General features: G+C 70.1%; 27 protein-coding genes and 1 pseudogene. 13 read left to right on the forward strand and 15 right to left on the reverse strand.

The features are described from left to right. Positions 1–67: 67 nt before the first annotated feature. From PHZ_RS08385 to PHZ_RS08400, 4 genes are all read right to left on the reverse strand, one after another. Positions 68–676, reverse strand: coding sequence for an RES family NAD+ phosphorylase (locus PHZ_RS08385; RefSeq protein WP_012522076.1), 609 nt, complete (start codon positions 674–676; stop codon positions 68–70). After that, positions 677–1,417 (reverse strand): hypothetical protein, encoded by a 741-nt coding sequence (locus PHZ_RS08390; RefSeq protein ID WP_049758185.1) that lies wholly within the window; start codon positions 1,415–1,417, stop codon positions 677–679. It lies immediately after the preceding gene. 128 nt (positions 1,418–1,545) lie between these two features. Beyond that, positions 1,546–1,815 carry a hypothetical protein gene (locus PHZ_RS08395; RefSeq protein WP_148216821.1) on the reverse strand — a complete coding sequence of 90 codons (270 nt, stop codon included), beginning with the start codon at positions 1,813–1,815 and terminating at the stop codon, positions 1,546–1,548. After that, positions 1,799–2,296, reverse strand: a complete 498-nt coding sequence (locus PHZ_RS08400; RefSeq protein ID WP_148216822.1) for a helicase — start codon at positions 2,294–2,296, stop codon at positions 1,799–1,801. Before PHZ_RS08400 ends, PHZ_RS08395 begins: the two co-directional genes overlap by 17 nt. Positions 2,297–2,431: 135 nt before the next feature. Here PHZ_RS08400 and PHZ_RS22110 point away from each other — a divergent pair, with 135 nt between their 5' ends. Beyond that, complete coding sequence (locus PHZ_RS22110; protein ID WP_012522078.1) at positions 2,432–2,677, forward strand: hypothetical protein; 246 nt, start codon at positions 2,432–2,434, stop codon at positions 2,675–2,677. Positions 2,678–2,906: 229 nt separating this feature from the next. On the opposite strand, the gene PHZ_RS08410 is transcribed toward PHZ_RS22110, so the two are convergent. Together PHZ_RS08410 and PHZ_RS08415 are read right to left on the reverse strand one after the other, a co-directional pair. Then, positions 2,907–4,178 (reverse strand): serine hydrolase domain-containing protein, encoded by a 1,272-nt coding sequence (locus tag PHZ_RS08410; protein ID WP_012522079.1) that lies wholly within the window; start codon positions 4,176–4,178, stop codon positions 2,907–2,909. A 49-nt stretch (positions 4,179–4,227) separates the two neighbouring features. Further along, a complete protein-coding gene (locus tag PHZ_RS08415) occupies positions 4,228–4,476 on the reverse strand; it encodes a DUF2164 domain-containing protein (RefSeq protein ID WP_041373358.1) in 249 nt (82 codons plus the stop codon). A 21-nt stretch (positions 4,477–4,497) separates the two neighbouring features. Here PHZ_RS08415 and PHZ_RS08420 point away from each other — a divergent pair, with 21 nt between their 5' ends. The 11 genes and pseudogenes from PHZ_RS08420 to der all read left to right on the forward strand — a co-directional run. Continuing rightward, positions 4,498–4,845 carry an ArsC family reductase gene (locus PHZ_RS08420; protein WP_012522081.1) on the forward strand — a complete coding sequence of 116 codons (348 nt, stop codon included), beginning with the start codon at positions 4,498–4,500 and terminating at the stop codon, positions 4,843–4,845. 103 nt (positions 4,846–4,948) lie between these two features. Then, on the forward strand, positions 4,949–5,383 hold the full coding sequence (locus PHZ_RS22675; protein WP_012522082.1) for a hypothetical protein: 435 nt from the start codon (positions 4,949–4,951) through the stop codon (positions 5,381–5,383). A 20-nt stretch (positions 5,384–5,403) separates the two neighbouring features. After that, positions 5,404–5,913, forward strand: a complete 510-nt coding sequence (locus tag PHZ_RS08430) for an RNA polymerase sigma factor (RefSeq protein ID WP_236611889.1) — start codon at positions 5,404–5,406, stop codon at positions 5,911–5,913. Further along, the gene (locus PHZ_RS08435) at positions 5,906–6,214 is read left to right on the forward strand and encodes a hypothetical protein (protein ID WP_041373360.1); all 309 of its coding nucleotides are present in this window, start codon (positions 5,906–5,908) and stop codon (positions 6,212–6,214) included. The genes PHZ_RS08430 and PHZ_RS08435 overlap by 8 nt, the downstream gene beginning before the upstream one ends. Positions 6,215–6,317: 103 nt before the next feature. After that, positions 6,318–6,698, forward strand: coding sequence for a DUF6249 domain-containing protein (locus tag PHZ_RS08440; protein WP_012522084.1), 381 nt, complete (start codon positions 6,318–6,320; stop codon positions 6,696–6,698). A 27-nt stretch (positions 6,699–6,725) separates the two neighbouring features. After that, a complete protein-coding gene (locus PHZ_RS08445) occupies positions 6,726–7,310 on the forward strand; it encodes an RNA polymerase sigma factor (RefSeq protein WP_012522085.1) in 585 nt (194 codons plus the stop codon). Further along, on the forward strand, positions 7,303–7,674 hold the full coding sequence (locus PHZ_RS08450) for a hypothetical protein (protein WP_041373361.1): 372 nt from the start codon (positions 7,303–7,305) through the stop codon (positions 7,672–7,674). The genes PHZ_RS08445 and PHZ_RS08450 overlap by 8 nt, the downstream gene beginning before the upstream one ends. A gap of 3 nt (positions 7,675–7,677) precedes the next feature. Further along, entirely contained in the window at positions 7,678–8,505 is an 828-nt protein-coding gene (gene panB / locus PHZ_RS08455; protein ID WP_012522087.1) for a 3-methyl-2-oxobutanoate hydroxymethyltransferase, read from the forward strand. Between the two features lie 80 nt (positions 8,506–8,585). Further along, the gene (locus PHZ_RS08460) at positions 8,586–9,356 is read left to right on the forward strand and encodes a tetratricopeptide repeat protein (RefSeq protein ID WP_012522088.1); all 771 of its coding nucleotides are present in this window, start codon (positions 8,586–8,588) and stop codon (positions 9,354–9,356) included. After that, positions 9,353–10,744 carry a PQQ-like beta-propeller repeat protein gene (locus PHZ_RS08465; protein ID WP_012522089.1) on the forward strand — a complete coding sequence of 464 codons (1,392 nt, stop codon included), beginning with the start codon at positions 9,353–9,355 and terminating at the stop codon, positions 10,742–10,744. Before PHZ_RS08460 ends, PHZ_RS08465 begins: the two co-directional genes overlap by 4 nt. Before the next feature lie 21 nt (positions 10,745–10,765). After that, positions 10,766–12,185, forward strand: a pseudogene (gene der / locus PHZ_RS08470) (ribosome biogenesis GTPase Der); the annotation flags it as partial. Between the two features lie 57 nt (positions 12,186–12,242). Here der and PHZ_RS23055 read toward each other — a convergent pair. Genes PHZ_RS23055 through radA form a run of 5 tightly spaced genes read right to left on the reverse strand, consistent with a single transcriptional unit; the run spans position 12,243 to position 17,469 of the window. Then, on the reverse strand, positions 12,243–12,989 hold the full coding sequence (locus PHZ_RS23055; RefSeq protein ID WP_012522091.1) for an SDR family NAD(P)-dependent oxidoreductase: 747 nt from the start codon (positions 12,987–12,989) through the stop codon (positions 12,243–12,245). Between the two features lie 10 nt (positions 12,990–12,999). Continuing rightward, a complete protein-coding gene (locus PHZ_RS08480) occupies positions 13,000–14,001 on the reverse strand; it encodes a bile acid:sodium symporter family protein (protein WP_012522092.1) in 1,002 nt (333 codons plus the stop codon). Then, positions 13,998–15,479, reverse strand: a complete 1,482-nt coding sequence (gene purF, locus PHZ_RS08485) for an amidophosphoribosyltransferase (RefSeq protein ID WP_041374038.1) — start codon at positions 15,477–15,479, stop codon at positions 13,998–14,000. Before purF ends, PHZ_RS08480 begins: the two co-directional genes overlap by 4 nt. Positions 15,480–15,496: 17 nt before the next feature. Beyond that, a complete protein-coding gene (locus PHZ_RS08490; protein WP_041373362.1) occupies positions 15,497–16,099 on the reverse strand; it encodes a CvpA family protein in 603 nt (200 codons plus the stop codon). Positions 16,100–16,101: 2 nt separating this feature from the next. Beyond that, positions 16,102–17,469: a DNA repair protein RadA gene (radA, locus tag PHZ_RS08495; protein ID WP_012522095.1), complete on the reverse strand. Its 1,368-nt coding sequence runs from the start codon at positions 17,467–17,469 to the stop codon at positions 16,102–16,104. A gap of 109 nt (positions 17,470–17,578) precedes the next feature. Between radA and PHZ_RS08500 the strand changes: the two genes are divergently transcribed. Beyond that, positions 17,579–18,181 (forward strand): Yip1 family protein, encoded by a 603-nt coding sequence (locus PHZ_RS08500; RefSeq protein WP_012522096.1) that lies wholly within the window; start codon positions 17,579–17,581, stop codon positions 18,179–18,181. 16 nt (positions 18,182–18,197) lie between these two features. Here the strand turns inward: PHZ_RS08500 and PHZ_RS08505 are convergent, their stop codons facing one another. The 4 genes from PHZ_RS08505 to rpsF all read right to left on the reverse strand — a co-directional run bounded on the left by PHZ_RS08505 (position 18,198) and on the right by rpsF (position 21,127). After that, complete coding sequence (locus PHZ_RS08505) at positions 18,198–19,688, reverse strand: replicative DNA helicase (protein ID WP_012522097.1); 1,491 nt, start codon at positions 19,686–19,688, stop codon at positions 18,198–18,200. Positions 19,689–19,852: 164 nt separating this feature from the next. Beyond that, positions 19,853–20,443 (reverse strand): 50S ribosomal protein L9, encoded by a 591-nt coding sequence (gene rplI / locus PHZ_RS08510; protein WP_012522098.1) that lies wholly within the window; start codon positions 20,441–20,443, stop codon positions 19,853–19,855. Positions 20,444–20,456: 13 nt separating this feature from the next. Beyond that, positions 20,457–20,747 carry a 30S ribosomal protein S18 gene (gene rpsR / locus PHZ_RS08515; RefSeq protein WP_012522099.1) on the reverse strand — a complete coding sequence of 97 codons (291 nt, stop codon included), beginning with the start codon at positions 20,745–20,747 and terminating at the stop codon, positions 20,457–20,459. A 17-nt stretch (positions 20,748–20,764) separates the two neighbouring features. Beyond that, positions 20,765–21,127: a 30S ribosomal protein S6 gene (rpsF, locus tag PHZ_RS08520; protein WP_041373363.1), complete on the reverse strand. Its 363-nt coding sequence runs from the start codon at positions 21,125–21,127 to the stop codon at positions 20,765–20,767. Positions 21,128–21,225: the final 98 nt, after the last annotated feature.

Below are 21,225 nucleotides of genomic sequence, written 5' to 3' on the forward strand. Positions count from 1 at the left end.
CACTGAACCTCAGCGCAATCGGAAAAGCACGTTCAGTTTCTGGCCTCTAGCAAGACATTCTCACAAATCAGACCAGCGCCACTTCAAGGTCGTTGAGAACCCGAGCCAGCCCTGGCGCCATGCGAAGAGATCCGGATGTGGCGACCGTGAGCTTGGGCACGGCTCGGCCATAGATTGCGAGGTTCACTTCGCCGTTGAGGCGGGACGGATAGTAGATCCCGTCAACCCGCGCCGGGTGGTCATGGAAGGCGACGGACCAGCGGCGCGCGAGCGCTTGGCGCGAGGATCGCAGGACGTCGCTGGGCACGCCCATTCGGATAGGTCCGTCGCCGGTCAGGTCAAGCAGGGCGAGTTCGGCGTTGGTGACCACCTGTGCGTACCGCCGCGAGTCGAGCTCGGCCTCATCCATGGGGAAGTCGCCCACGAGGCCGTCCCGGTCGTCGCGAAGGACCGCCTCGAGGAAGCAGACCTTCAGTGACGAGCCCAGGTAGAGCACTCCGAAGCGGTTCGCCTCGATCCGGCGTCGTGGGTCGCTAAACCGGCTGCGGCTCTTCCCGAAGCCGAGGGGGTCCGGGAAGCGCTGGTGGTAGATGCGGCCAAAGGTGCGGCCAGCTGGGATGCGGACCAGGTCGAGCCCAGCCGTCGCGAATGCGGCAGTCGGCTCGCGGGACGGCACCTAGCCAAGCGCTCCGGCGGCAAGGCTCTCAGCAGCTTCGAGCACCTCGCCTGTCCGGCCCTGGCGCAACGCATCCACGCCAGTCGCACCTTCCAACTCCGGATGGCGCTGAATGAGGAAGCGGTACACAGTCCAGGGGCTGTCGCCGAGCTTTTCGAAAAGCTGCGGGATAGCGGCGAAGGGCTTGCCGTTCTCGTCAACCTGCCAGGCAGGGAAGCGGAATCCCCGGCGGGCGCCGTCCACCGCCAGCACCTCATGCCTCTGCCGCTTCGCGTTCACGGTCACGCGGCTGACGCCGAGCAACTCCGCGAAAGCATCCGCGCTGAGCATCTCGTCGCCGGCCAGGATCTCCGCCACCCGAAGCTGGCCGCGCTCGCGGGCCGCAGCCAGGGCTACATCCAGATCATCTGGATCTTCGGCGCGGTCGCTTCCCGCTGGCCTGGCATCGTCTGCGATGGTGGCCTTGGCGTGGACGCGCGGCTGGCCTTTGGGATCGACTTCGACCCAGAAGCCGGTGCGCCGACCGCTCTCGCGGCTCTCCGTTATGCGCTCACTCAGCACTTCCATCACGGCGCGGACGCCCGACTTGCGAGGATTGAGGGCCTGGACGGATTTGGACGGCAGGGCGACCGTGAATTCGCCCTTGCTGTCGCGCACCGTAGTGCGCGGTTGGCGGGCCGCGTCGGCTTTGGTCACATAGCGGCCGGTGCTGCGGCCGGCTGACGATGCCTTCTCTGCCATGGGGTTGGTCCTTTCCCCGACAATCTGGGCTTCCGCGTTAGCTTCGTCAATTCCGTTAAGTTCGTAAAGTTCCGGTGAGCAGATCACGGGCGCCGGCCACCTGGCCTGCGCAGCGCGAATTGGCCGCGTCAGTGCAAAACGGAGTTGGGCGGCGGGCCAAGCCGTTCATGCAGCTCAGTGCGCAGGGCATCAATGTCCGCCTCCAGCTGCTGCAACTCCCGTTGGTCTGCGGTCTGCGCCCGGGCCAAAAGCGCGAGGCAGCGGTCCACCAACGCGATGGCTTCGGGGTTGCCGCGACAGCGCAGCCGGAGTTCGAGGAGATAGGCGAGGGCTTCCTCCAAGGCGCGCTCCGTGGCGGCGGCCGATCTGGCCATTCGCGCATCAATGGTGAGGTTCAACCGCCTCGATCAGCGTGAGAATGTCCTGTCGAGATCCGCTGATCAGGGCGTGAGCTTCAGGATGGTCGGCAGCCCAGACTAGGCGCTCCGCTACCTCCAGCTTGGCTGCGATCACTTCCAGAGCGGCGGAGCCTTGAGTCGGCAGCGCCTCCAGCAACTCGTCCCGCTTTTCCAACAGGAGGTCCAGGCAGCCATCAATGTCGCGCAGTTCCTGGGCCCATGGCAGGGCCTGCTGTTCTGCCGGGCTCAGCTGGAACCAGGAATGCTCCCGAGCCAGCCAACTTTCCAGCCGGGCCCATCGCGTCTGTAGCCGTTCGATCTTGGCGTTGAGGTAGAGCCAGCGCTTGAAGGGCGCGGCGGCGTTGCTCTGCGTGGAGGCGACCGGAATTGGTGTGGACTGGGCGAACGCAGCCGGCGCAGCCAAGAGCGAGGCGGGGGATCCCACAACGACCGCTCGTCGGGAGAGTTCAGGCAGACGCACGCCCTCACTCTCCGTCTTTCGACGTGAGCCCATGACCGATGCCTACTAATCACCTATGATCAGATTATAATCACGCAGTGGGCGCTGGGGTGTCAAACAGAAAATGATCGTACTCGATCATAAAATTATCACGCGATGCTGACCGCAGCCCAGATCCGTGCGGCCCGCGCACTACTTGGCTGGAGCCAGCCAGCCTTGGCCGCTGCGGCAAAGCTATCGTTGCCGACCATCGTAAGGATGGAAAGCCAACAGGGGCCCGGCCGCAGCGCAGCCGCCAACGTCGAGGCGGTCCAGCGCGCCCTGGAAGACGCCGGCGTCTGCTTCATCGCTCCTGAAGGTTCCGGCGGTGGCGGCCCCGGCGTACGCCTAAAACATGGCTGACCACTCACGTTCTGACCACGGCGTGCTCCGGGGAGGGGACTCTGCTATCCTGGCGCTACTGGAGCATTTCCTGCCGTCGCCGGTTGGTGATGTGACTTCGCATCATCAATCCGCTAGCCAAAGATTCTGACGGTATCTCAGACGGTATTCAAATCCGCGTGAGCTAAAATGCTTCGGGAATTCCGCCGCTTAGGGCGTCCAGAAATAATCGAGTGGGAATGATCGCGACCTAGGACGGCCGGCGCGCGCGGCGACGCCGCGCGAGGGCCGCGGCCGCGACCGAGCCCACGATGACGACGGAGCCGGCTCCGAAGACTGCCAGGATGCAGGGCGCGTCGGAGAGCACGAGAGTGTCCAGGCCGACCTTGCCGGTCTGCCAGAACGTCCATTCGCCGCCGATCTCGCGCGCCAGGGTGCTGCTGCCGGTCGCGAGCACGACGATCCCGTCGCCTGTGGCCGGATCGATCCGGGCCGTCGTATTGATCGCGGGGTGGTTCTGGCCGTCGTGGCCGACCACGAAGCCGCCGCTCGCGGTCGGCGCGTAGAGACTCTCGCCGAGACCCCAGACAGGCAGGCCGAAGAGTTTCGCCTGGGGCGTCGCCATCTCCCGCAACGTTTCCGGCGCGAGGACGCCGCGACCAGCGGGCGCGCCGCCCGGCCCCGGGGACTGCGCCTGCAGGAAGGCGGTGAGGTCCGCCGCCGAGGTGTAGAGCGAGGCGGCCCCCGTCGCGGCGAACCGGTAGTGCGTGGCGGGGGAGCCGTCGGCGGCGAAGACGTCGGCGAACCTCGCCGGGTCGGGGTTCTCGAAGGTGCTCTCGTCCATGCCGAGGGGTTCGAACACCGTGCGCCGCATGTAGGCGTCGAAGGCCTCGCCCGTCACGTCCTCGATCATCAGCTGCAGGATGAGGTAGCCGCCGCCCGAGTAGCGCCATCCGGATCCCGGCTTCGCGCCTACCCGCACGACGCCGTCGGCGGACGGCATGGCGTCGGTGACATGCGTCAGTTCCTGTTCGAGCGAGGGAACGGCCTCTCCCGGCGCGAAGCCCTGGAAGCCCAGCCCGTCGGTCAGGCCTGACGTGTGTGCCAGCAGCCGGCGGACCGTCACGCCGCTGTTGTCGTAGCGGCCGGGCGGCAGGCTCCAGCGGGTGAGATAGCGCGACACGGGCGCGTCCAGCTCGATCCGCCCGTCTTCCACGAGGGCCATGACGCCCCAGGCCGTGAGCCAGTTGCTCAGCGAGGCGACCTGGAACTGCGTACGCTCGTCCACCGGCCGGCCGTTGGAGGCGAAGAAGCTCTGCGCGGGCCGACCGTCCTCGAGCAGTACGATGGCGATATTGCCTTTGGAGTCCCGCGCGTACTGCGACGACGCCCAGCGCAGGAAGGCCGCGGCGTCGCCCGCGGGGGCGGGCTCCGGGCGCAGCCACCCGTTGCGGGCCCCCAGCCCCACCAGGGCCGTCCACAGGGCGAGCAGGACCACACCGGTCAGAATTGGGCGTCGCACGTGTCGCTCCCGCAGTTGGCGGCGACAGGATGCTCCGAGTCAGCCTCTGTCAGAAGCGCACCGGCTTTTCGAGCTGGGCGATGGCCTCGACGAAGTCGTCCGCCTTCTTCCGCACCAGCGCCTGGGCGTCGGTCAGCCCCTGGTTGTAGAGGTGGGGGCCCATGGTCTCGATGATCCAGTCCAGTAGGAAGACCGCGTCGAATCCCTTCACTTCCAGCTCCAGCTCGTCCTTCAGGTAGCCGGAAAGCGCATCGGCCAACGTATCGCGGACGGGCTTGGGCAGTTCGATCTTGGCCATTCGACAACCTGGGAGCCGCACTTGACCGCCAACCTCTACGGCATCCGCAACTGCGATACGATGAAGAAGGCCTGGACCTGGCTGGATCAGCACGGTGTTCCTTACACGTTCCACGACTACAAGAAGGAGGGCGTCGACCGCGCCGCGCTGGAGGGCTGGGTGCGGCAGGTCGGGTGGGAGACGCTGCTCAACCGGGCCGGCACGACGTTCAGGAAGCTGCCCGAGGCCGACCGGCAGGGGATCGACGAGGCCAAGGCGATCTCACTGATGCTGGCCCAACCCTCGATGATCAAGCGGCCGGTGCTGGCGGCGAAGGGCCGCCTGCTCGTGGGCTTCAAGCCGGCGGAGTACGAGGCGCTGTTCGGCTGACGTCTGTCTGAGAAGCTCTGCATCCGAACGCCGCGCCGGCGGCGACTAGGGGACAGGGCAGGCCACGGAGACGGCTTCGGGGCCTGCGGCTGGAGCTTCGACGATGGAAGACCTGTTCCGCAGCTACTGGTGGCTGCTGTTCCCGATCGCGTTCTTCGTGTTCGGAGCCTGGGACCGATGGCTCGCCTACAAGCGCGCCCAGGCGCACCTGGATCTGCTGCGCACCTACGCCACACAGGGGAAGGAGCCGCCCGTCGAGCTTCTGAAGGTCGTCCGGGCCGACGCCCTCGACGACGCCGAGGAGGATTTCGGGTTCGACGACGGACGACGCGGCCGCCGCCGGCGGCGGGGGGCCTACTGGGCCCTGCGGACCGCCTTGATCACCGGCGCGGTGGCCGCGGGCTTCTGGCTGGCCTCGGAGTTCGCCGCGCCGGTCACCGACTACTGGCCCTTCCGGCTGGTCGCGATCATCCTGACCTGCGTGGCTGCGGGCTATGCGGTCGTGGGGCTGATCTTCATGACGAAGCACCGTCGATGACGCCGGAGGGGGCGGACGCGATGCTGGTCGCGGCCGTCCAGCGCGGCTCGACCGAGGCGTTCGCACGCCTGGTGCAGCGCCACCAGCAGGCCGTGCGGGCCTTCCTGCGCCGGGCCTGCGGCGACTGGGCCCTGGCGGACGACCTGGCGCAGGAGACCTTCCTGGCCGCCTGGGGGCGGATCGGCCAGCTGCGGGCCGGGGCCAGCGTGCGGGCATGGCTGTGCGGCATCGGCTATCGCAAGCATCTGTCGGTGCTGCGCTCCGGCTCGCGGCGCAGGGCCCGGGACGCGCGTTACGAGCGGGAACGGCCGCCCGCGGCGGCGGCGATGACCGACGAGCGGCTGGCCCTGGAGGCCGCGATGGCGGAGCTGCCGGCCGACCAGCGGGCGTGCGTCGCCCTCTGCCTGGCGGCCGATTTCAGCCACGCGGAGGCTGCCGCGGCGCTGGCGCTGCCGCTGGGCACGGTGAAGAGTCATGTGGCGCGGGGCCGTGCGCGGCTCCTGCAGGTGCTTGGAGATGGCGATGCGTGAAGCTGACGAGCGGCTGAAGGCCCTGTTCGCGGCGGATGAGCCGCCGGCCACCGATCCCGCGTTTTCGGCCGCGGTCATGGAGGCGGTCCTGCGCCGGGAGTTCGTGGCGGAGCTGGCGCTGCTCGCCGGCGCGGCGGCGGTCGGCGCGCTGACACTTTGGGCGGTCTGGCCGGCGCTGGCGCCCGCAGTGGAGGCCGTGTCCGAAGCGGTGGCTCCGCTGGCGGCCACGCTGGCGTTGGCGATCGGGACGATCTTCCTGCTCCGCGGACCGAGGCGTGCGCCGGCTCCAGCGGAATCATGAGCAACATTTCATGCTTAGGATTGCATCTGGGCGGCGCAGGCCAAGTCTCTAACAGTCAGAGACGGGCGCCTTCGCCCGGCTGAACTGGAGAGGATAGACGTCCATGGAGATCCTGGTTCCGATCTCACTGTTTGCGATGATCGCCGCACTGGTGATCGTCCCCCGCTATTTCCGCAGCCTCGAGCGCCAGAAGATGGCCGACACCCTGCGCGTGGCCATCGAGAAGGGGCAGCCGATCCCGGGCGAAATCGTCGAGGCCATGTCCAGCAACGTGCGTTCGCCGGCCATGCCGCCGTCGCCGCAGCGGGACCTGCGCACCGGCATCATCTGGCTGGGCGTCGCCCTGGGCCTCGTCGCCCTGGGCCTGATCGTCGGCTTCGAGGAGCCCGACGCCAGCTACTGGTTCATCGGCATCGCCTCGTTCCCGGGCTTCATCGGCCTGGCCTTCATCGTCCTCGGCCTGATCAACAAGCCGAAGTCCTAGAACCCTCCTAAAGGGGCATAGCCGCCCATGCCGGGCACGAAACCATCGAGCTTCGCCAGCCTGCACGACGTCGAGCTCTGCTCGCACGCCGCGGCCGGCGAGGGGCGCGCCTTCGGGGAGCTTGCGCGCCGCCACGGCTCGGCCGTCCGCTACCTGCTGCGCCGGATGGGCGCCCAGGCGGCTGAGGCCGACGACGTGGCCCAGGACGCCTTCCTCACCGCCTTCCAGCGGATCACCGAGTTCCGCGGCGAGGGGACCTTCGCCGCCTGGGTGAAGCGGATCGCCGCGCGCCATTATCTGCGCCGGCTCCAGCGCGACCGGCGGCTGAGCGAGCTGGCGGCGGAGGGGGGCGAAGAGGAGATCGAGATCGCGGCGGGCGACGCAGACCACCGGATCGACCTGGACGAGGCCCTGAAGGCGCTCTCCAAGGCCGAGCGGCTGTGCGTGTCGCTGTGCTTCGGCGCGGGCCTTTCCCACGGCGAGGCGGCCGAGGCCTTGAACCTGCCGCTTGGAACGGTCAAATCCCATGTCAAACGTGGTCTGGATAAGCTCAGAGCGCGACTGGCGCCGACCGAGGGCGCCGTCCTGGAAGGGAGGCGGGGCAATGGCTGACGATTTCGAACGCCGCCTCGAGCGCCTGTTCTCCGAAGCGCCGGAGCTGCCGGATTGCGCGGCCTTCGCGCAGGGCGTCGAGCGTAAGCTGAACCGCGGCTGGCAGACCCGGCGCTGGCTGATCGGCTGCGCCGGCGTGACCGGCGGGGTCGTGGGCGCGAGCCAGCTCGTCTATTCCAACCTGTACCAGCGCATCGAGACGGCCGAGGATTCCGCCCGGGCGCTGTCGGCGGGCCTGTCGCAGGTCGCCCCCAGCGCCGAGATGGTCTCGGCCCTGTCGGGCGGCTTCGGCGTCTGGGTCGCGGTCGGCCTGGCCGTGCTGCTGCTGGGCTTCGCCCTGTCGCGCGTCATCGAGGAGATCTGAGGCTTGTCCAGCCACCGGGAAGAGAAGGTCCGGCGCATCGCCGCCCCGGACATCGCTGCGCGCAAGGGCGGCACGCCGATCGTGTGCCTCACTGCCTACACCGCGCCGGTGGCCGAGCTCCTGGACGAGCACTGCGACCTGCTGCTGGTGGGCGACAGCGTGGGCATGGTGGTCCACGGGCTTCCGAACACCGTCGGCGTGACGCTCGACATGATGATCCTGCACGGCCAGGCGGTGATGCGCGGCTCGCGCCGCGCCATGGTCGTCGTGGACATGCCGTTCGGCTCGTACGAGGGCGCCCCCGAGACCGCCTACGACAACGCCGCCCGCCTCATGAAGGAGACGGGCGCGCAGGCCGTGAAGGTCGAGTCCGGTCCGACCGTCATCGACACCATCCAGTACCTGGTGAAGCGCGGCATCCCGGTCATGGGGCACGTCGGCCTGCGGCCCCAGGCGGTTCTGGTGGACGGCGGCTTCAAGGCCAAGGGCAAGGCGGGCGAGGAGCGCCGCCGCATCCTGGAGGAGGCGAGGGCGACCGCCGACGCCGGCGCGTTCGCGGTGGTGGTCGAGGGCGTGGCCGAGGGCCTGGCCCGGGAGATCACCGAGGCCATCGAGGTTCCGACCATCGGCATCGGCGCGTCCGCGGGCTGCGACGGGCAGATCCTGGTCACGGACGACATGCTGGGCCTCTTCGACTGGACCCCGAAGTTCGTGCGCCGTTACGGCGACCTGCGGGGCGAGATCGGCAAGGCCGTGGCGGCCTACGCAGAGGATGTCCGGGCCCGTCGCTTCCCGGGACCAGCCGAGATCTACTTCGCCAAGGCGGGGTAGCGTTGCGGCTGAGGGCGGCGCGCTATAGGTTCCCGGCCTCTGCCCCAAGGGCCAGCTAAAGAGTCCGGAGTCCCCTTCACGTGACGGATCTGTTCGAAGAGGTCGAGGAGCAGCTTCGCTCCGACCGCTACCGGTCGCTCGCGCGCCGGACTCTCCCCTGGATCCTGGCCGCCGTCGCGCTCGTCCTGGTGGCCGTCCTCGCCTACTGGGGCTGGGACACTTGGCGCAGCCGTGAGGTCGCCAAGGCCTCGGAGCAGTATCAGGCCGCGGGCGAGGCCCTGGCGGCCGGGGACCGCGCCAAGGCCCAACAGCTGTGGACCGAGGTCTCCCAGTCCTCCGCCGGCGGGTACAAGTCGCTGGCCCTGATGCAGCTGGGCGCCCTGAACCTCGACGAGAACAAGACGGACGAGGCCGTGAAGCTGTTCGACCAGGCGGCGAGCGCCGCGCCGGACGAGCTGATCGGCGACGCCGCCCGCCTCAAATCCGCCTTCGCCGTGCTCGACACGGCTCCCTACAAGGACGTGGAGGCGCGCTTGACGCCGCTGATCAAGGACGGCCGCCCCTACCGGGTGCAGGCGCGCGAGGCGCTCGCCTTCGCCAAGCTGATGGCCGGAGACACTGCCGGCGCCCGCGGGGACTTCGTCGTGCTGCAGCAGATGCTGGACGCCTCGGACGGGGTCCGCGCCCGCGCCCAGGCCGCGATCAGCCTGATCGATTCCGGCTCGGCCAAGGCCCTGCCGGGCGTCGTCAAGCAGGCCGCCGCCATGCCGCCCCCCATGATGGTGCAGCCCGGCGCCGTGCTCGGCGCTGACGGCGCTGCGCCGCAACCGCAAGCCAACGGACCGCAATGACGTCGCGCCGCAACACTCTCCTGGCCGTCTGCCTCATCGCCGCGCTGGGCGCGAGCGGCTGCTCGACGCTGGGACGCCTGAACCCGTTCGACCGCGGCGACGAGGGCCCGCAGGAGACCGCCGGCGAGGGCCAGCGCATCTCCATCGTTCCGGCCGACCAGCGGCTGGAGCCCGCCGCCGCGCTGCAGGGCGTGGAGTTCTCGCTGCCGACGCCTTCGACGATCGCGGCCTGGCCGCTGCCGGGCGGCACGCCCGAGCAGTCGGTGGACCATGTGGACGCCGCGCCGAACCTGCAGATCGCCTGGCGACGCGGCTTCGGCGAGGGCTCCCAGCGGGGCCGCTACATCATTGCTCCGCCGGTGGCGGCCGACGGCAAGGTGTTCGTCATGGACGCCGAGGGCCGCGTCTCGGCGCACGACGCCCGCAGCGGCGGCCAGCTCTGGCGCACCGCCACCAACCCCGGCGACAACAAGCGCGACAAGCTCGGCTTCGGCGGCGGCATCGCCTACGCCGACGGCAAGCTTTACGTCACCTCCGGCTTCCGGCAGGTGATGCAGATCGACGCCAACACCGGCGCCGTCGGCTGGCGGGCCAAGACCAGCGAGCCGGTGCACGGCGCGCCGACCGTCGCCGCGGGCCGCGTGATGGCCGTGGCGCTGGACAATTCGCTGCTCACCTTCGAGACGGCGACCGGCACGCCGAGCTGGACCTACCAGGCGCTCGCCGAATCCGCCCGCATCCTGCGCGCCTCCAGCCCGGCGGTGTCGGGCGACACCGTGGTGGCGGCCTTCGGGTCGGGCGAGCTCGTGGCCCTCAGGGCCGCCAACGGCAACGACCTGTGGAACGAGGCCCTGTCGCGGGCGAGCCGCACCAGCGCGCTGTCCGAGATCCGCGACATTCCCGGCCGCCCGGTCATCTACCAGGGCGACGTCTTTGCGGTGAGCCACTCGGGCGTCTTCGCGGCCATCGACCTTCGCACGGGCCAAGCCCGCTGGAGCCTGCCGGTCGCGGGCGTCACCTCGCCGCTTCCGGCCGGCGACGTCGTCTACGTGGTCTCCAAGGCCGGCGAGGTGATCTGCGCCTCGCGCGAGACGGGCCAGATCTACTGGATCCGCGACCTCAACGAGGGCTTCAAGGGCAAGAAGAAGGGCGGCTTCCTCGGCATCGGCGGCCAGCGCATGGGCCGGCCGATCTGGTCGGGCCCGATGCTGACCAACAACAAGCTGATCCTCGCGGGCCAGACGGGCGACCTCGCCGTGCTGAACGCCAAGACGGGCGAGGTCGAGCGGCGCATCGACCTGGGCGGTCCGGCCATGCTCTCGCCCATCGCCATGGGCGACACCATCTACGTGGTCACCGACGAAGCCACGCTGATCGCACTTCGTTGACCGGACGTATAGGCTGACGGCATGCCGCTGAAGCTCGCGATCGTCGGCCGCCCGAATGTGGGCAAGTCCACGCTGTTCAACCGGCTGGCGGGCCGCAAGCTCGCCATAGTCGACGACCGGCCGGGGGTCACCCGCGACCGCCGGTTCGGCACGGGCCGCCTGGGCGACCTGGATCTCGAGCTGATCGACACCGCCGGGTTCGAGGACGTCACCGACGAGAGCCTCGAGGCCCGCATGCGCGCCCAGACCGAGCGGGCGGTGGACGAATGCGACGTGGCGCTCTTCGTCATCGACTCCCGCGAGGGCGTCACGCCGGCGGACAGGATCTTCGCCGAAATCCTGCGCAAGCGGGACAAGCCTGTCATCCTCGCCGCCAACAAGGCCGAGGGCAGGCAGGGCGAGGCCGGCATCCTCGACGCCTGGGGCCTGGGCCTGGGCGAGCCGGTCCCGATCTCGGCCGAACACGGCGAGGGCATGGCCGACCTCTATGCGGCGCTGGCCGCCGTCTGGGCCGAGGACGAGGACGAGGAGGAGGCCGAGGACGAGAGCGACAAGCCGGTCCGCATCGCCATCGTCGGCCGCCCGAACGCGGGCAAGTCCACCCTGGTCAACCGGCTCATCGGCGAGGACCGCCTGCTGACCGGCCCGGAGGCGGGGATCACGCGCGACGCCATTCCCGTCGACTGGGAGTGGGAGGGACGGCCGATCCGCCTGGTCGATACGGCGGGCCTGCGGCGCAAGGCCAAGGTGCAGGAGAAGCTGGAGAAGCTTTCCACCCAGGACACCATCCGGGCCATCACGTTCGCCGAGGTGGTGCTGCTGGTGATGGACGCCACCCATCCGTTCGAGATCCAGGACCTGCAGATCGCCGACCTCTGCGAGCGCGAGGGGCGGGGGCTGGTGTTCGTGCTGACCAAGTGGGACCTGGTGGAGGAGCCGCAGGCGGTCCTCGCCGAGATCACCGAGGAGGCCTACCGCCTCCTGCCGCAGGTGAAGGGATCGCCCATCGTGGCGCTTTCGGCCGAGACCGGCCGGGGCATGGACCGGCTGATGCCGGCCGTCCTGAAGGTCCATGGCGACTGGTCGACGAAGGTGAAGACCCGCGACCTCAACGACTGGCTGCGCATGGCCGTCGAGCGGCACCCGCCGCCGGCGGTGAACGGCCGGCGGGTGAAGCCGAAGTACATGGCCCAGACCAAGGCCAGGCCGCCGACGTTCGTGATGTTCGCCTCCCGCGCCGACCAGCTGCCGGACCACTACCGGCGCTATCTGGTCAATTCGCTGCGCGAGAGCTTCGACCTGCCGGGGGTGCCGATCCGGCTCAGCGTGCGGTCGAACAAGAACCCCTTCGCCGAGGGGCAGGAGGGGGGCGCCGAACGCGCGCCCGCGCCGCGCTCCAAGCCGAAGGGGGAGGGCGGTCCGCCGAAGCCGAAAGGCCCGGCCAAGGCCAAGCGCACGCCGACCCGGGGACGGGCGGCCAAGCTGGCCCGGCCCGGCGTCAAGCCGAAGCGAGCTTCCCGGCCCTCTTCCAGTCGGCGAACACCACGTTAGACGTGGGCAGGCCCAGGTCGGCCTGGGCGAGCTCCACCACCAGCGGCCCGATCTCGGAGGGGTCGGGCAGGCTCATCGGATCCTCGCCCGGCATGGCCTCGGCGCGCATCTTCGTGCGCATCGCGCCGGGCTCGAGCAGGACGGCCCGGATCTTGGTCTGCTCCAGCTCGTCGGCCCAGGTGCGGACCAAGTTCTCCAGCGCGGCCTTGGAGGCTCCGTAGGGGCCCCAGAAAGCCTTCGGATTGTGCGCGCGGCTGGTGGTCAGGAAGATCGCCCGGGGGCGCTCGGAGGCGCGCAGGAGGGGTTCTGCGCTGCGGATCAGGCGATACGAGGCGGTGAGGTTCACGTCCATCACGCGCGCCCAGTGCTTGGGCTCGATGTGCGACACCGGCGTGATGGGCCCCAGGATCGCGGCGGCGTGGACGAGGATGTCCAGGCGGCCGAACCGCTGGTGGACGGCCAGGCCGAGCTGGTCCAGCGCGCCTTCCTCGGCGATGTCCATCGGCACGAGGGTGGCGGACTTGCCAGTGGCGGCGCGGATCTCGTCGTCCAGCTCCTCGAGACCGCCCTGGGTGCGGGCGACGGCGACCACGTGGGCGCCGGCCTTGGCCAGGGCGAGGGCGGCGGCGCGGCCGATGCCGCGGCTGGCGCCGGTGACGAGGGCGATACGGTCGGTAAGGGGCAGGTCGGGCATGGGCGGCTCTCTAGCCGCTTACGGCCTCGATGTCAGGCCGCCGCGCGTAGCGCTGGGCCATGGCGGCGCAGGCCATCAGCTGCATCTGGTGGAAGATCAGGAGCGGGATCATGGCGACCCCCGCCGCTGCCGCGGGGAACAGGGCGGCGGCCATGGGCGCCCCGCTGGCCAGCGACTTCTTCGAGCCGCAGAAGACGATGGCGATCTCGTCGGGCTTGTCGAAGCCAAGGACCCGCGCCGCCACTGCGGTGAGCGCCAGGACGGCCCCCAGGAGGGCCGCGCACAGGGCGAACACCCGCGCGAGGTCGAGGCCGCTCAGGACGTCCCAGACCCCCTCGACCACCGCGCCCGAGAAGGCCGTGTAGACCACCAGCAGGATGGCCCCGCGGTCGATCAGGCCGACGACGCGGGCGTTCCGGGAGATCCGCTCGCCGATCCAGCCGCGCAGGGCCTGCCCGGCGACGAAGGGGACGAGCAGCTGCAGGACGATGGCCTGCACCGAGCGGGCGTCCACGCCGCCCTGAGCCTGCAGCAGGAGCCCGACCAGAAGCGGCGTGACGGCGATCCCCAGGAGGTTCGAGGCGGAGGCCGCGGCCACCGCCGCCGCCACGTTGCCGCGGGCGATGGCCGTGAAGGCGATGGAGGACTGGATGGTCGAGGGCAGGCAGCCCAGGAACACGAGGCCGGCGGCCAGTTCGGGCGGCGTGATCCAGGCGGGCAGGGCGGCCAGGCCCAGCGTCAGCAGCGGGAACAGGGCGAAAGTGGAGGCCAAGACCACCAGGTGCAGGCGCCAGTGCGTCAGGCCGCGGATCACGGCCTCGCGCGAGAGCCGCGCGCCGTGGAGGAAGAACACCAGGGCGATGGCGGCCCGGGTCACCCAGTCCAGGCTGAGCGCCGCCTGCCCCTGCGCAGGCGCGATCGTCGCGGCCGCGCCCATCAGCACGATCAGGATCAGGTACCAGTCGGGCTTGATCTTGATCCGGGAGAGCAGGCCCGCCCGGGGCGCGCTCACGCGTCGACCAGGAACGAGAGCTGGCGCTCCACGGCCTGGTTGCGGCCCTCGGCGATCTCACGGTCCAGCAGGCGCGTGGGGTAGTCGCCGGTGAAATAGTGGTCGGTGAACTGGGGATTGGCCGGATCGCGCGCGGCTTCCATCGCCCAGTAGAGCCCGTCCACCGAGAGGTAGCCCATGGAGTCCACGTTCAGGATCTTGGCGATCTCTTCGACCGAGTGGTTGGCCGCCAGCAGCTTCTCGCGGTCGGGCATGTCGATGCCGTAGTAGTCGGGCCACTGGATCGGCGGCGAGGCCGAGCGCAGATGCACCTCCTTGGCGCCCGCCTCGCGGACCATGCGCACCACGCGCACCGAATTGGTGCCGCGCACGATGGAATCGTCCACCAGCAGCACGCGCTTGCCCGCCAGGACCGAGCGGTTGGGCGACAGCTTCATCCGCACGCCCAGCTCGCGCTGGCCCTGGGTCGGCTCGATGAAGGTCCGGCCCACATAGTGATTCCGGATGATCCCCATCTCGAAGGGAAGGCCCGCCTCCTGGGCGAAGCCCAGGGCGGCGGGGACGCCGGAGTCCGGCACCGGCACCACGACGTCGACGTCGGCGGGGGTCTCCTGCGCCAGGCGCCGGCCCATCCGCTTGCGGACCTCGTAGACCGAGCGGCCGTTCACGACCGAGTCCGGGCGGGCGAAGTAGACGTATTCGAAGATGCAGGGGCGCGCCTGCATGGCCGGGAAGGGCCGAAGGCTCTGCACCCCGTCCTGGTCGATGACCACCATTTCGCCGTGCTCGACGTCGCGCACGAAGCGGGCGCCGACCATGTCCAGGGCGCAGGTCTCGGAGGCGAGCACCGCCTTGCCGTCGAGATCGCCGAGGACGAGCGGCCGGATGCCGAGCGGGTCGCGCACGCCGATCAGCTTCTTGTTGGTCAGCGCCACCAGGGCGTAGCCGCCCTCGATCTGCTGCAGGGCGTCGATGAACCGCTCGACGAACTTGGCCTTACGCGACCGGGCGATCAGGTGGAGGATGACCTCGGAGTCCGAGGTGGACTGGAAGATGGCGCCCTGGGCGACCAGCTGCTCGCGCAGCGTCAGGAAATTGGTGAGGTTGCCGTTGTGGGCGAGGGCGATCCCGCCCGCCTCGAGGTCGGCGAACATCGGCTGGACGTTGCGGATGAAGCTGCCGCCGGCGGTCGAATAGCGAGTGTGCCCGATCGCGGACTGGCCCGGCAGGCGCTCGTTGAGGTCGCCGCCGCCGAAGGCGTCGCCCACGTGCCCCATGTGGCGCTCGGTGTGGAAGCGTTGGCCGTCGAAGCAGGCGATGCCGCAGGCTTCCTGGCCACGGTGCTGCAGGGCGTGCAGGCCCAGCGCCGTGAGCCCCGAGGCCGCTTCGACGTCGAAGACGCCGAACACGCCGCATTCCAGACGCGGCGTATCGTCATCCGGGTCCCGCGGCGGCGGGGACCATCGATCGTACGCCATGGCCTTGGCCGACAGGGTCATCGAGACCTCTCCAGATCCGTCTCGCCGTTTCGCGGCGCGTCGTAGCCGTCCGTCACGCGTCTGTCACCTGACCCGTTTCGCACCGCCCGGTCGAAAGCGGGGCGGAGCCGCTCGGCGATGTCCAGGCCCTGGGGGGCCATGGCCTCCAGCAGCCGGCCCATGTTGCTCGCGAGCGGCCAGGTGGTCGCGCCGGTGATCCAGCGCGGACGCAGGTCCTGGGGCGTGGCGGCGTTGAACATCAGGAAGAGCGCTCCGAGGACGAGAAGCCCCCGAGCCAGGCCGATGGCCAGGCCGACGGACCGGTCGAGGGCGCCCAGCACGTCGGTGCGCTGCACCTTCCGCGCAAGGGCTGCGCCGATCAGACGCAGGACGACATAAGCGGTCCCGAACACCAGGATCAGGGCGGCGGCCGTTCCCAGCCAGTCGGGGCGGACGACCTCCCGCACCACCGGCGCGGACAGCGGCAGTCCGAAGATCGCCAGCAGGGCCGCGCCGATCAGCGCCACGAGGGCCGCGATCTCGCGCACCGCGCCCCTGGCGAAGCCGACCGCCGCCGAAATCAGCAGCAGCGCCAGGACGATGAAATCGAACTGCGTCATTCCTAGTCCCATGCGCCGTCGCCGATCCGGCGAACGGCGTCCGCGAGGCGGCTCACCCCGGTGAATGTCATGCCGCCCGCGGCTTCGACGTCGGCGGGACCGAGCCCGCGACGGAAGCCGAGCTTTGCGGCCTCCTTCAGGCGGGCGTCCATCCGGCTGACCGAGCGCACCTCGCCCGACAGGCTGATCTCGCCGAAGACCACGCAGTCCTGCGGCAGGGCCTGGTCGAAGGCGGAAGAGGCGAGCGCCGCGGCGGCGGCGAGGTCTGCGGCGGGCTCGGTGATCCGAAGGCCCCCCGCCACGTTCAGATAGACGTCCCGGTCCCCGAAACCAAGGCCGCACCGGGCCTCCAGGACCGCCAGCACCATCGCCAGCCGCCCGGAATCCCAGCCGACCACCGCCCTTCGGGGCGTGCCGTAGGCCGAGGGGGCGACGAGCGCCTGGATCTCCACCAGGACGGGGCGCGAGCCCTCGATGCCCGCGAACACCGCCGCGCCGGCCGCCCGCTCGCCCGAGGTGTTGAGGAACAGCGCCGAGGGGTTCTTCACCTCGGAGAGGCCCGCGTCGTTCATCTCGAACACGCCGATCTCGTCGGTGGCGCCGAAGCGGTTCTTGGCGCCGCGCAGGATGCGGAAGGGATAGCCGCGCTCGCCCTCGAAGGCGAAGACGGCGTCCACCATGTGCTCCACGACCCGGGGACCGGCGATCGTGCCTTCCTTGGTCACGTGGCCGACGAGGATCACCGCCAGCCCCCGCTTCTTCGCCAGACGCACCAGCTCGCCTGCGGCGGCGCGCACCTGGGTGACGGAGCCCGGCCCTGCCTCGTGGGCGTCGCTCCACAGGGTCTGGATGGAATCGATCACCACCAGGTCGAAGTCCTCGGCCTTCAGCCCGTCGGTGATGGCCCGCAGGCTGGTCTCGGCGGCGAGCTTCACCGGCGCGTCGGCCAGGCCCATGCGCTGGGCACGGCCGCGAACCTGCTCCACGGCCTCTTCGCCAGAGATGTAGGCGCAGCGGGCGCCCCGGCGGGCGGCGCTGGCGGCCACCTGCAGCAGGAGCGTGGACTTGCCCACGCCGGGATCGCCGCCCAGCAGGATGGCCGAGCCCGGCACGACCCCGCCGCCGCACACGCGGTCGAACTCCTCCACGCCCGTGGCGATGCGCGGAGGGGCAGGGGTGGCGTCCTCCAGGCCCTGGAAGGCCAGGCCCCGGGCGCGGGTCGCCTTGGACGGCTTCAGGGCGCCCGGCGGGCGGCTGGTCAGCTCCTCGACCAGCGAGTTCCAGGCCCCGCAGGCGGGACACTGCCCGGACCAGCGGGTCTGCACGGCGCCGCAGGACTGGCAGGCATAGACGGCGCCGTCGCGGGCCACGGGATGCTCCTGATTCGAGGGATCCCAAGTCTAGCCGACCGCAGCGCCGGGGTCTGTGCGGCCACGCGGCGCGTGCTAGTCAGATGCCGGGAGCTGTTCGGAGGGCTGGATGAGTCTGGCGTGGCTGGCCCGGCGGGCCGGCGCGATGATCCTGCGGCCGGCGCGAACCTGGGAGACCGTCGCACCGGAACCGGGCGGCGAGCGCCAGGTGCTGGGCCGCTTCGTGGCGCCGCTGGCCGCCATACCGGCCGTGTGCGGAGCGCTCGGGACCTATCTGTTCGGGATCAGCTTCGCGGACGTGGGCGTCCGCCCCAGCCTCGTCTCGATCCTGTCGGAGGCGGTGGTCGGCTATGTGCTGACGCTGGTCGGGGTCTGGGGGCTCGCCTGGCTGGTCGCCGCCATGGGGCCCCTATTCGGCGGGCTGCGGGAGCGGGACCAGGCGCTCAAGCTGGTCGGCTATTCGGGCGCGGCCGCCTGGGTGGCGGGGGCGGCCCATCTCTACCCGAACCTCGCGCTCCCGGTGGGGCTGCTCGCGGCGCTCTGGTGCGCCTGGACGCTCTACCTGGGCCTGCCGCGGCTGATGCGGCCCGATCCGGAGAGGGCCCTGACCTACTTCGCCAGCATCCTGCTGGCCGCGCTCGCGGTGGGCGCGCTCAGGGCCCTGGCGATCGCCCGGGCGGCCGAGCTGGGCGGGCCGCTGCAGTTCTCGTAGGGGCGCGGCCGCCGCCCTAGTGGGGCTCGTAGCGGCTCGAGTCGCGGGCCAGGTTGCCGAACTTGGTCGTGTCGGAGTTGAACGACAGCTTCACCGTGCCGATGGGGCCGTGACGCTGCTTGCCGATAATGAGCTCGGCCAGCCCCTGCACCTGGTCCATCTGCTCCTGCCACTTGAAGTGCTCCTCGGTGCCTTCGCGGGGCTCCAGGCGGCTGAGGTAGTACTCCTCGCGGTACACGAACATCACCATGTCGGCGTCCTGTTCGATCGAGCCGGATTCGCGCAGGTCCGAGAGCTGGGGCTTCTTGTCCTCGCGGTTCTCGACCTGGCGGCTGAGCTGGCTGAGCGCCAGCACCGGCACGTTCAGCTCCTTGGCCAGCGCCTTCATGCCCTGGGTGATCATCGAGACCTCCTGCACCCGGTTGTCGGGGCCGCCGGAGCCGGTCGTGACCAGCTGGAGGTAGTCCACGATAATCAGGTCGAGGCCGACCATCCGCTTCAGCCGGCGGGCGCGGGCCACCAGCTTGGCCAGGGTGATGCCGCCGGTGGCGTCGATGTAGAGCGGCGCCTCCTGGATCTCCATGGCCGCATCGCGGATGCGGCCGAACTCCATGGCGTCGATCTCGCCCTTGCGCAGCCGGTCGCCCGAGACGCCCGAGGCCTCGGCGAGCAGGCGCAGGGCGAGCTGCTCGGCGCTCATTTCCAGCGAGAAGAAGGCCACCACGCCGCCGCGGACCGTCTTGCGGGAGCCGTCGGGCTGGGGCTCCCAGGCGTAGTTGCGGGCGACGTCGAAGGCGATGTTGCAGGCGAGCGAGGTCTTCCCCATCGACGGGCGGGCGGCCAGGATCATCAGGTCGGACGGGTGCATGCCGCCGATCTTCTGGTCGAGGTCGATCAGGCCGGTGGAGAGGCCGGCGAGCCCGCCGTCGCGGCTGTGCGCCTCGGCCGCCATGGCCAGCGCGCCCTGCAGGGCGTCGGAGAACGGCACGAAGCCCTGGGAGACGCCGCCGGTCTCGGCCAGCTGGTAGAGCTGCTGTTCGGCCTGTTCGATCTGTTCGCGGGCGTCGAGCTCGGCGTCGCCCGCCTGGGCCTGGGCGGCGATGTCGCCGCCGATCCGGATCAGGTCACGCCGCAGGGCGAGGTCGTAGATCGCCCGTGCATAGTCCGGGGCGTTGGCCGCGGGCGGGGCGCGCTCCACGAGATCGGCCAGGTAGCGGACGCCGCCCAGCTCCTCGAATGCTGGGTCGCGGGCGAACTGCTCGGCGAGCAGGATCGGCTCCGCGAGCTGGCCCTTGCGGATGTGGGTCTCGATGGCCGCGTAGAGCCGCTGGTGGAAGGGCTCGAAGAAGTGGCGCGCCTGCAAGTTGTCGCCGAGGCGCTCGAAGGCCGCGTTGTCGTAGAGCAGGGCGCCCAGCAGCGCCTGCTCGGCCTCGATGTTGGCTGGAGCGTGGGGGATCGCCGCGTCGTTCGAGACGGGGCGCAGATCAAGAGCCGGAACGATCGCCATGCCTCAATCGATAGCGGTCCAGGGCCGTCCGATCACGGGCGCCACATGTCGCTGCGACCAATTCTCCCCAGAACTTTTCTGAACCTGTGGATGAAGCTTGGCTGCACGAAAAACGGCGCGGGAGGAAGCCCCCCGCGCCGTCTCGCAACCTATCGAAGCGGGCCTTAGGCCTGGGCTTCGGTGTACTCGCTGGCCTGCTGGCCGGCGCCGCCTTCCAGCAGGTCGGCCGCGGCCTGTTCGGCCGCCATGCGCTCGTCCTCGAACTGCGAGGCGATCACGTTCTCGCCGCGGGCCTGACGGTCGGCTTCGTCCTGGCTGCGGGCGATGTTCAGGGTGACGGTGACCGCCACTTCCGAATGCAGCCGGATCTTCACCTCGTGCATGCCGAGCGTCTTGATCGGCTTGTCCAGCACGACCATCGAGCGCTCGACCTTGCCGCCTTCGGCGTTGACCGCGTCGGCCACGTCGCGGCCCGACACCGAGCCGTAGAGCTGGCCGGACTCGCCCGCCTGACGGATCAGGACGTACTGCGTGCCGTCGAGCTTCTCACCGGCCTTGCCGGCGGCTTCCTTGGCCTTGGCGTTGCGGGCTTCGATCTCGGCGCGCTGCGCCTCGAAGACCTTGAGGTTCGCGCCGTTGGCGCGGAGCGCCTTCTGGCGGGGGAGGAGGAAGTTGCGGGCGTAGCCGTCCTTGACGTCGACGACGTCGCCGAGGCCGCCCCAGCCTTCCAGCCGTTCGAGCAGAATGACTTTCATCGGACCTTCCCCCTTACTTCACGACGTAGGGGAGCAGCGCCAGGAAACGGGCGCGCTTGATGGCCTTGGCCAGCTCGCGCTGCTTCTTGGCGGACACCGCGGTGATGCGCGACGGCACGATCTTGCCGCGCTCGGACACGTAGCGCTGCAGGAGCTTGACGTCCTTGTAGTCGATCTTCGGGGCGTTGGCGCCGGAGAACGGGCACACCTTGCGGCGGCGGAAGAACGGACGGCGCGGAGCGCCGCCGGCGGGAGCGCCGACGGTCGCAGACCCGGTGGCGGCCGTGGAGGTTTCTTCGGACATGCGAGAGCCTCCCTTTCCTAGAATTGCGGAGAGTCGTCGCGGCGTTCGCGTTCGCGATCGCGGCGGGCGAGGATCGGGGAGAGCTCGAGGTCGAGTTCGTCCACGCGGACGGTCATGTAGCGCAGGACGTCTTCGTTGATCGACAGCTGGCGCTCCATCTCCTTGACCGCGTCCGCCGGAGCGTCGATCGCGAGCAGGGAGTAGTGACCCTTGCGGTTCTTCTTGATCCGGTAGGTCAGGTTGCGCAGACCCCAGTACTCGATCTTGGCGACGGAGCCGCCGCCTTGTTCGATGAGGGCTTTCAGCTGGTCGTTCAGGGCTTCGGCCTGCTGCGGCGAGATATCCTGCCGCGAAATGACCACGTGTTCGTAGAGGGCCATCAGTTCCTTCTTCCGGTTGGGAGGGCGGCGCGTCCGGCGGCGGAAGGTCCGCCGGAAACGATGGCTCTCAGCGCGGCGACCGGGGGGTTCCCGGCCCT

Source organism: Phenylobacterium zucineum HLK1 (genome assembly GCF_000017265.1).
GTDB classification, from domain to species: domain Bacteria; phylum Pseudomonadota; class Alphaproteobacteria; order Caulobacterales; family Caulobacteraceae; genus Phenylobacterium; species Phenylobacterium zucineum.

Bases quoted from the DNA above. Each gene is read 5' to 3' on its own strand.
- PHZ_RS08390 (WP_049758185.1), bottom strand. From the start codon at position 1,417: ATGGCAGAGAAGGCATCGTCAGCCGGCCGCAGCACCGGCCGCTATGTG.
- PHZ_RS22110 (WP_012522078.1), top strand. From the start codon at position 2,432: ATGCTGACCGCAGCCCAGATCCGTGCGGCCCGCGCACTACTTGGCTGG.
- PHZ_RS08415 (WP_041373358.1), bottom strand. From the start codon at position 4,476: ATGGCCAAGATCGAACTGCCCAAGCCCGTCCGCGATACGTTGGCCGAT.
- PHZ_RS22675 (WP_012522082.1), top strand. From the start codon at position 4,949: ATGGAAGACCTGTTCCGCAGCTACTGGTGGCTGCTGTTCCCGATCGCG.
- PHZ_RS08430 (WP_236611889.1), top strand. From the start codon at position 5,404: ATGCTGGTCGCGGCCGTCCAGCGCGGCTCGACCGAGGCGTTCGCACGC.
- PHZ_RS08435 (WP_041373360.1), top strand. From the start codon at position 5,906: ATGCGTGAAGCTGACGAGCGGCTGAAGGCCCTGTTCGCGGCGGATGAG.
- PHZ_RS08440 (WP_012522084.1), top strand. From the start codon at position 6,318: ATGGAGATCCTGGTTCCGATCTCACTGTTTGCGATGATCGCCGCACTG.
- PHZ_RS08445 (WP_012522085.1), top strand. From the start codon at position 6,726: ATGCCGGGCACGAAACCATCGAGCTTCGCCAGCCTGCACGACGTCGAG.
- PHZ_RS08450 (WP_041373361.1), top strand. From the start codon at position 7,303: ATGGCTGACGATTTCGAACGCCGCCTCGAGCGCCTGTTCTCCGAAGCG.
- PHZ_RS08465 (WP_012522089.1), top strand. From the start codon at position 9,353: ATGACGTCGCGCCGCAACACTCTCCTGGCCGTCTGCCTCATCGCCGCG.
- PHZ_RS23055 (WP_012522091.1), bottom strand. From the start codon at position 12,989: ATGCCCGACCTGCCCCTTACCGACCGTATCGCCCTCGTCACCGGCGCC.
- purF (WP_041374038.1), bottom strand. From the start codon at position 15,479: ATGGCGTACGATCGATGGTCCCCGCCGCCGCGGGACCCGGATGACGAT.
- PHZ_RS08490 (WP_041373362.1), bottom strand. From the start codon at position 16,099: ATGACGCAGTTCGATTTCATCGTCCTGGCGCTGCTGCTGATTTCGGCG.
- PHZ_RS08500 (WP_012522096.1), top strand. From the start codon at position 17,579: ATGAGTCTGGCGTGGCTGGCCCGGCGGGCCGGCGCGATGATCCTGCGG.
- PHZ_RS08505 (WP_012522097.1), bottom strand. From the start codon at position 19,688: ATGGCGATCGTTCCGGCTCTTGATCTGCGCCCCGTCTCGAACGACGCG.
- rplI (WP_012522098.1), bottom strand. From the start codon at position 20,443: ATGAAAGTCATTCTGCTCGAACGGCTGGAAGGCTGGGGCGGCCTCGGC.
- rpsR (WP_012522099.1), bottom strand. From the start codon at position 20,747: ATGTCCGAAGAAACCTCCACGGCCGCCACCGGGTCTGCGACCGTCGGC.
- rpsF (WP_041373363.1), bottom strand. From the start codon at position 21,127: ATGGCCCTCTACGAACACGTGGTCATTTCGCGGCAGGATATCTCGCCG.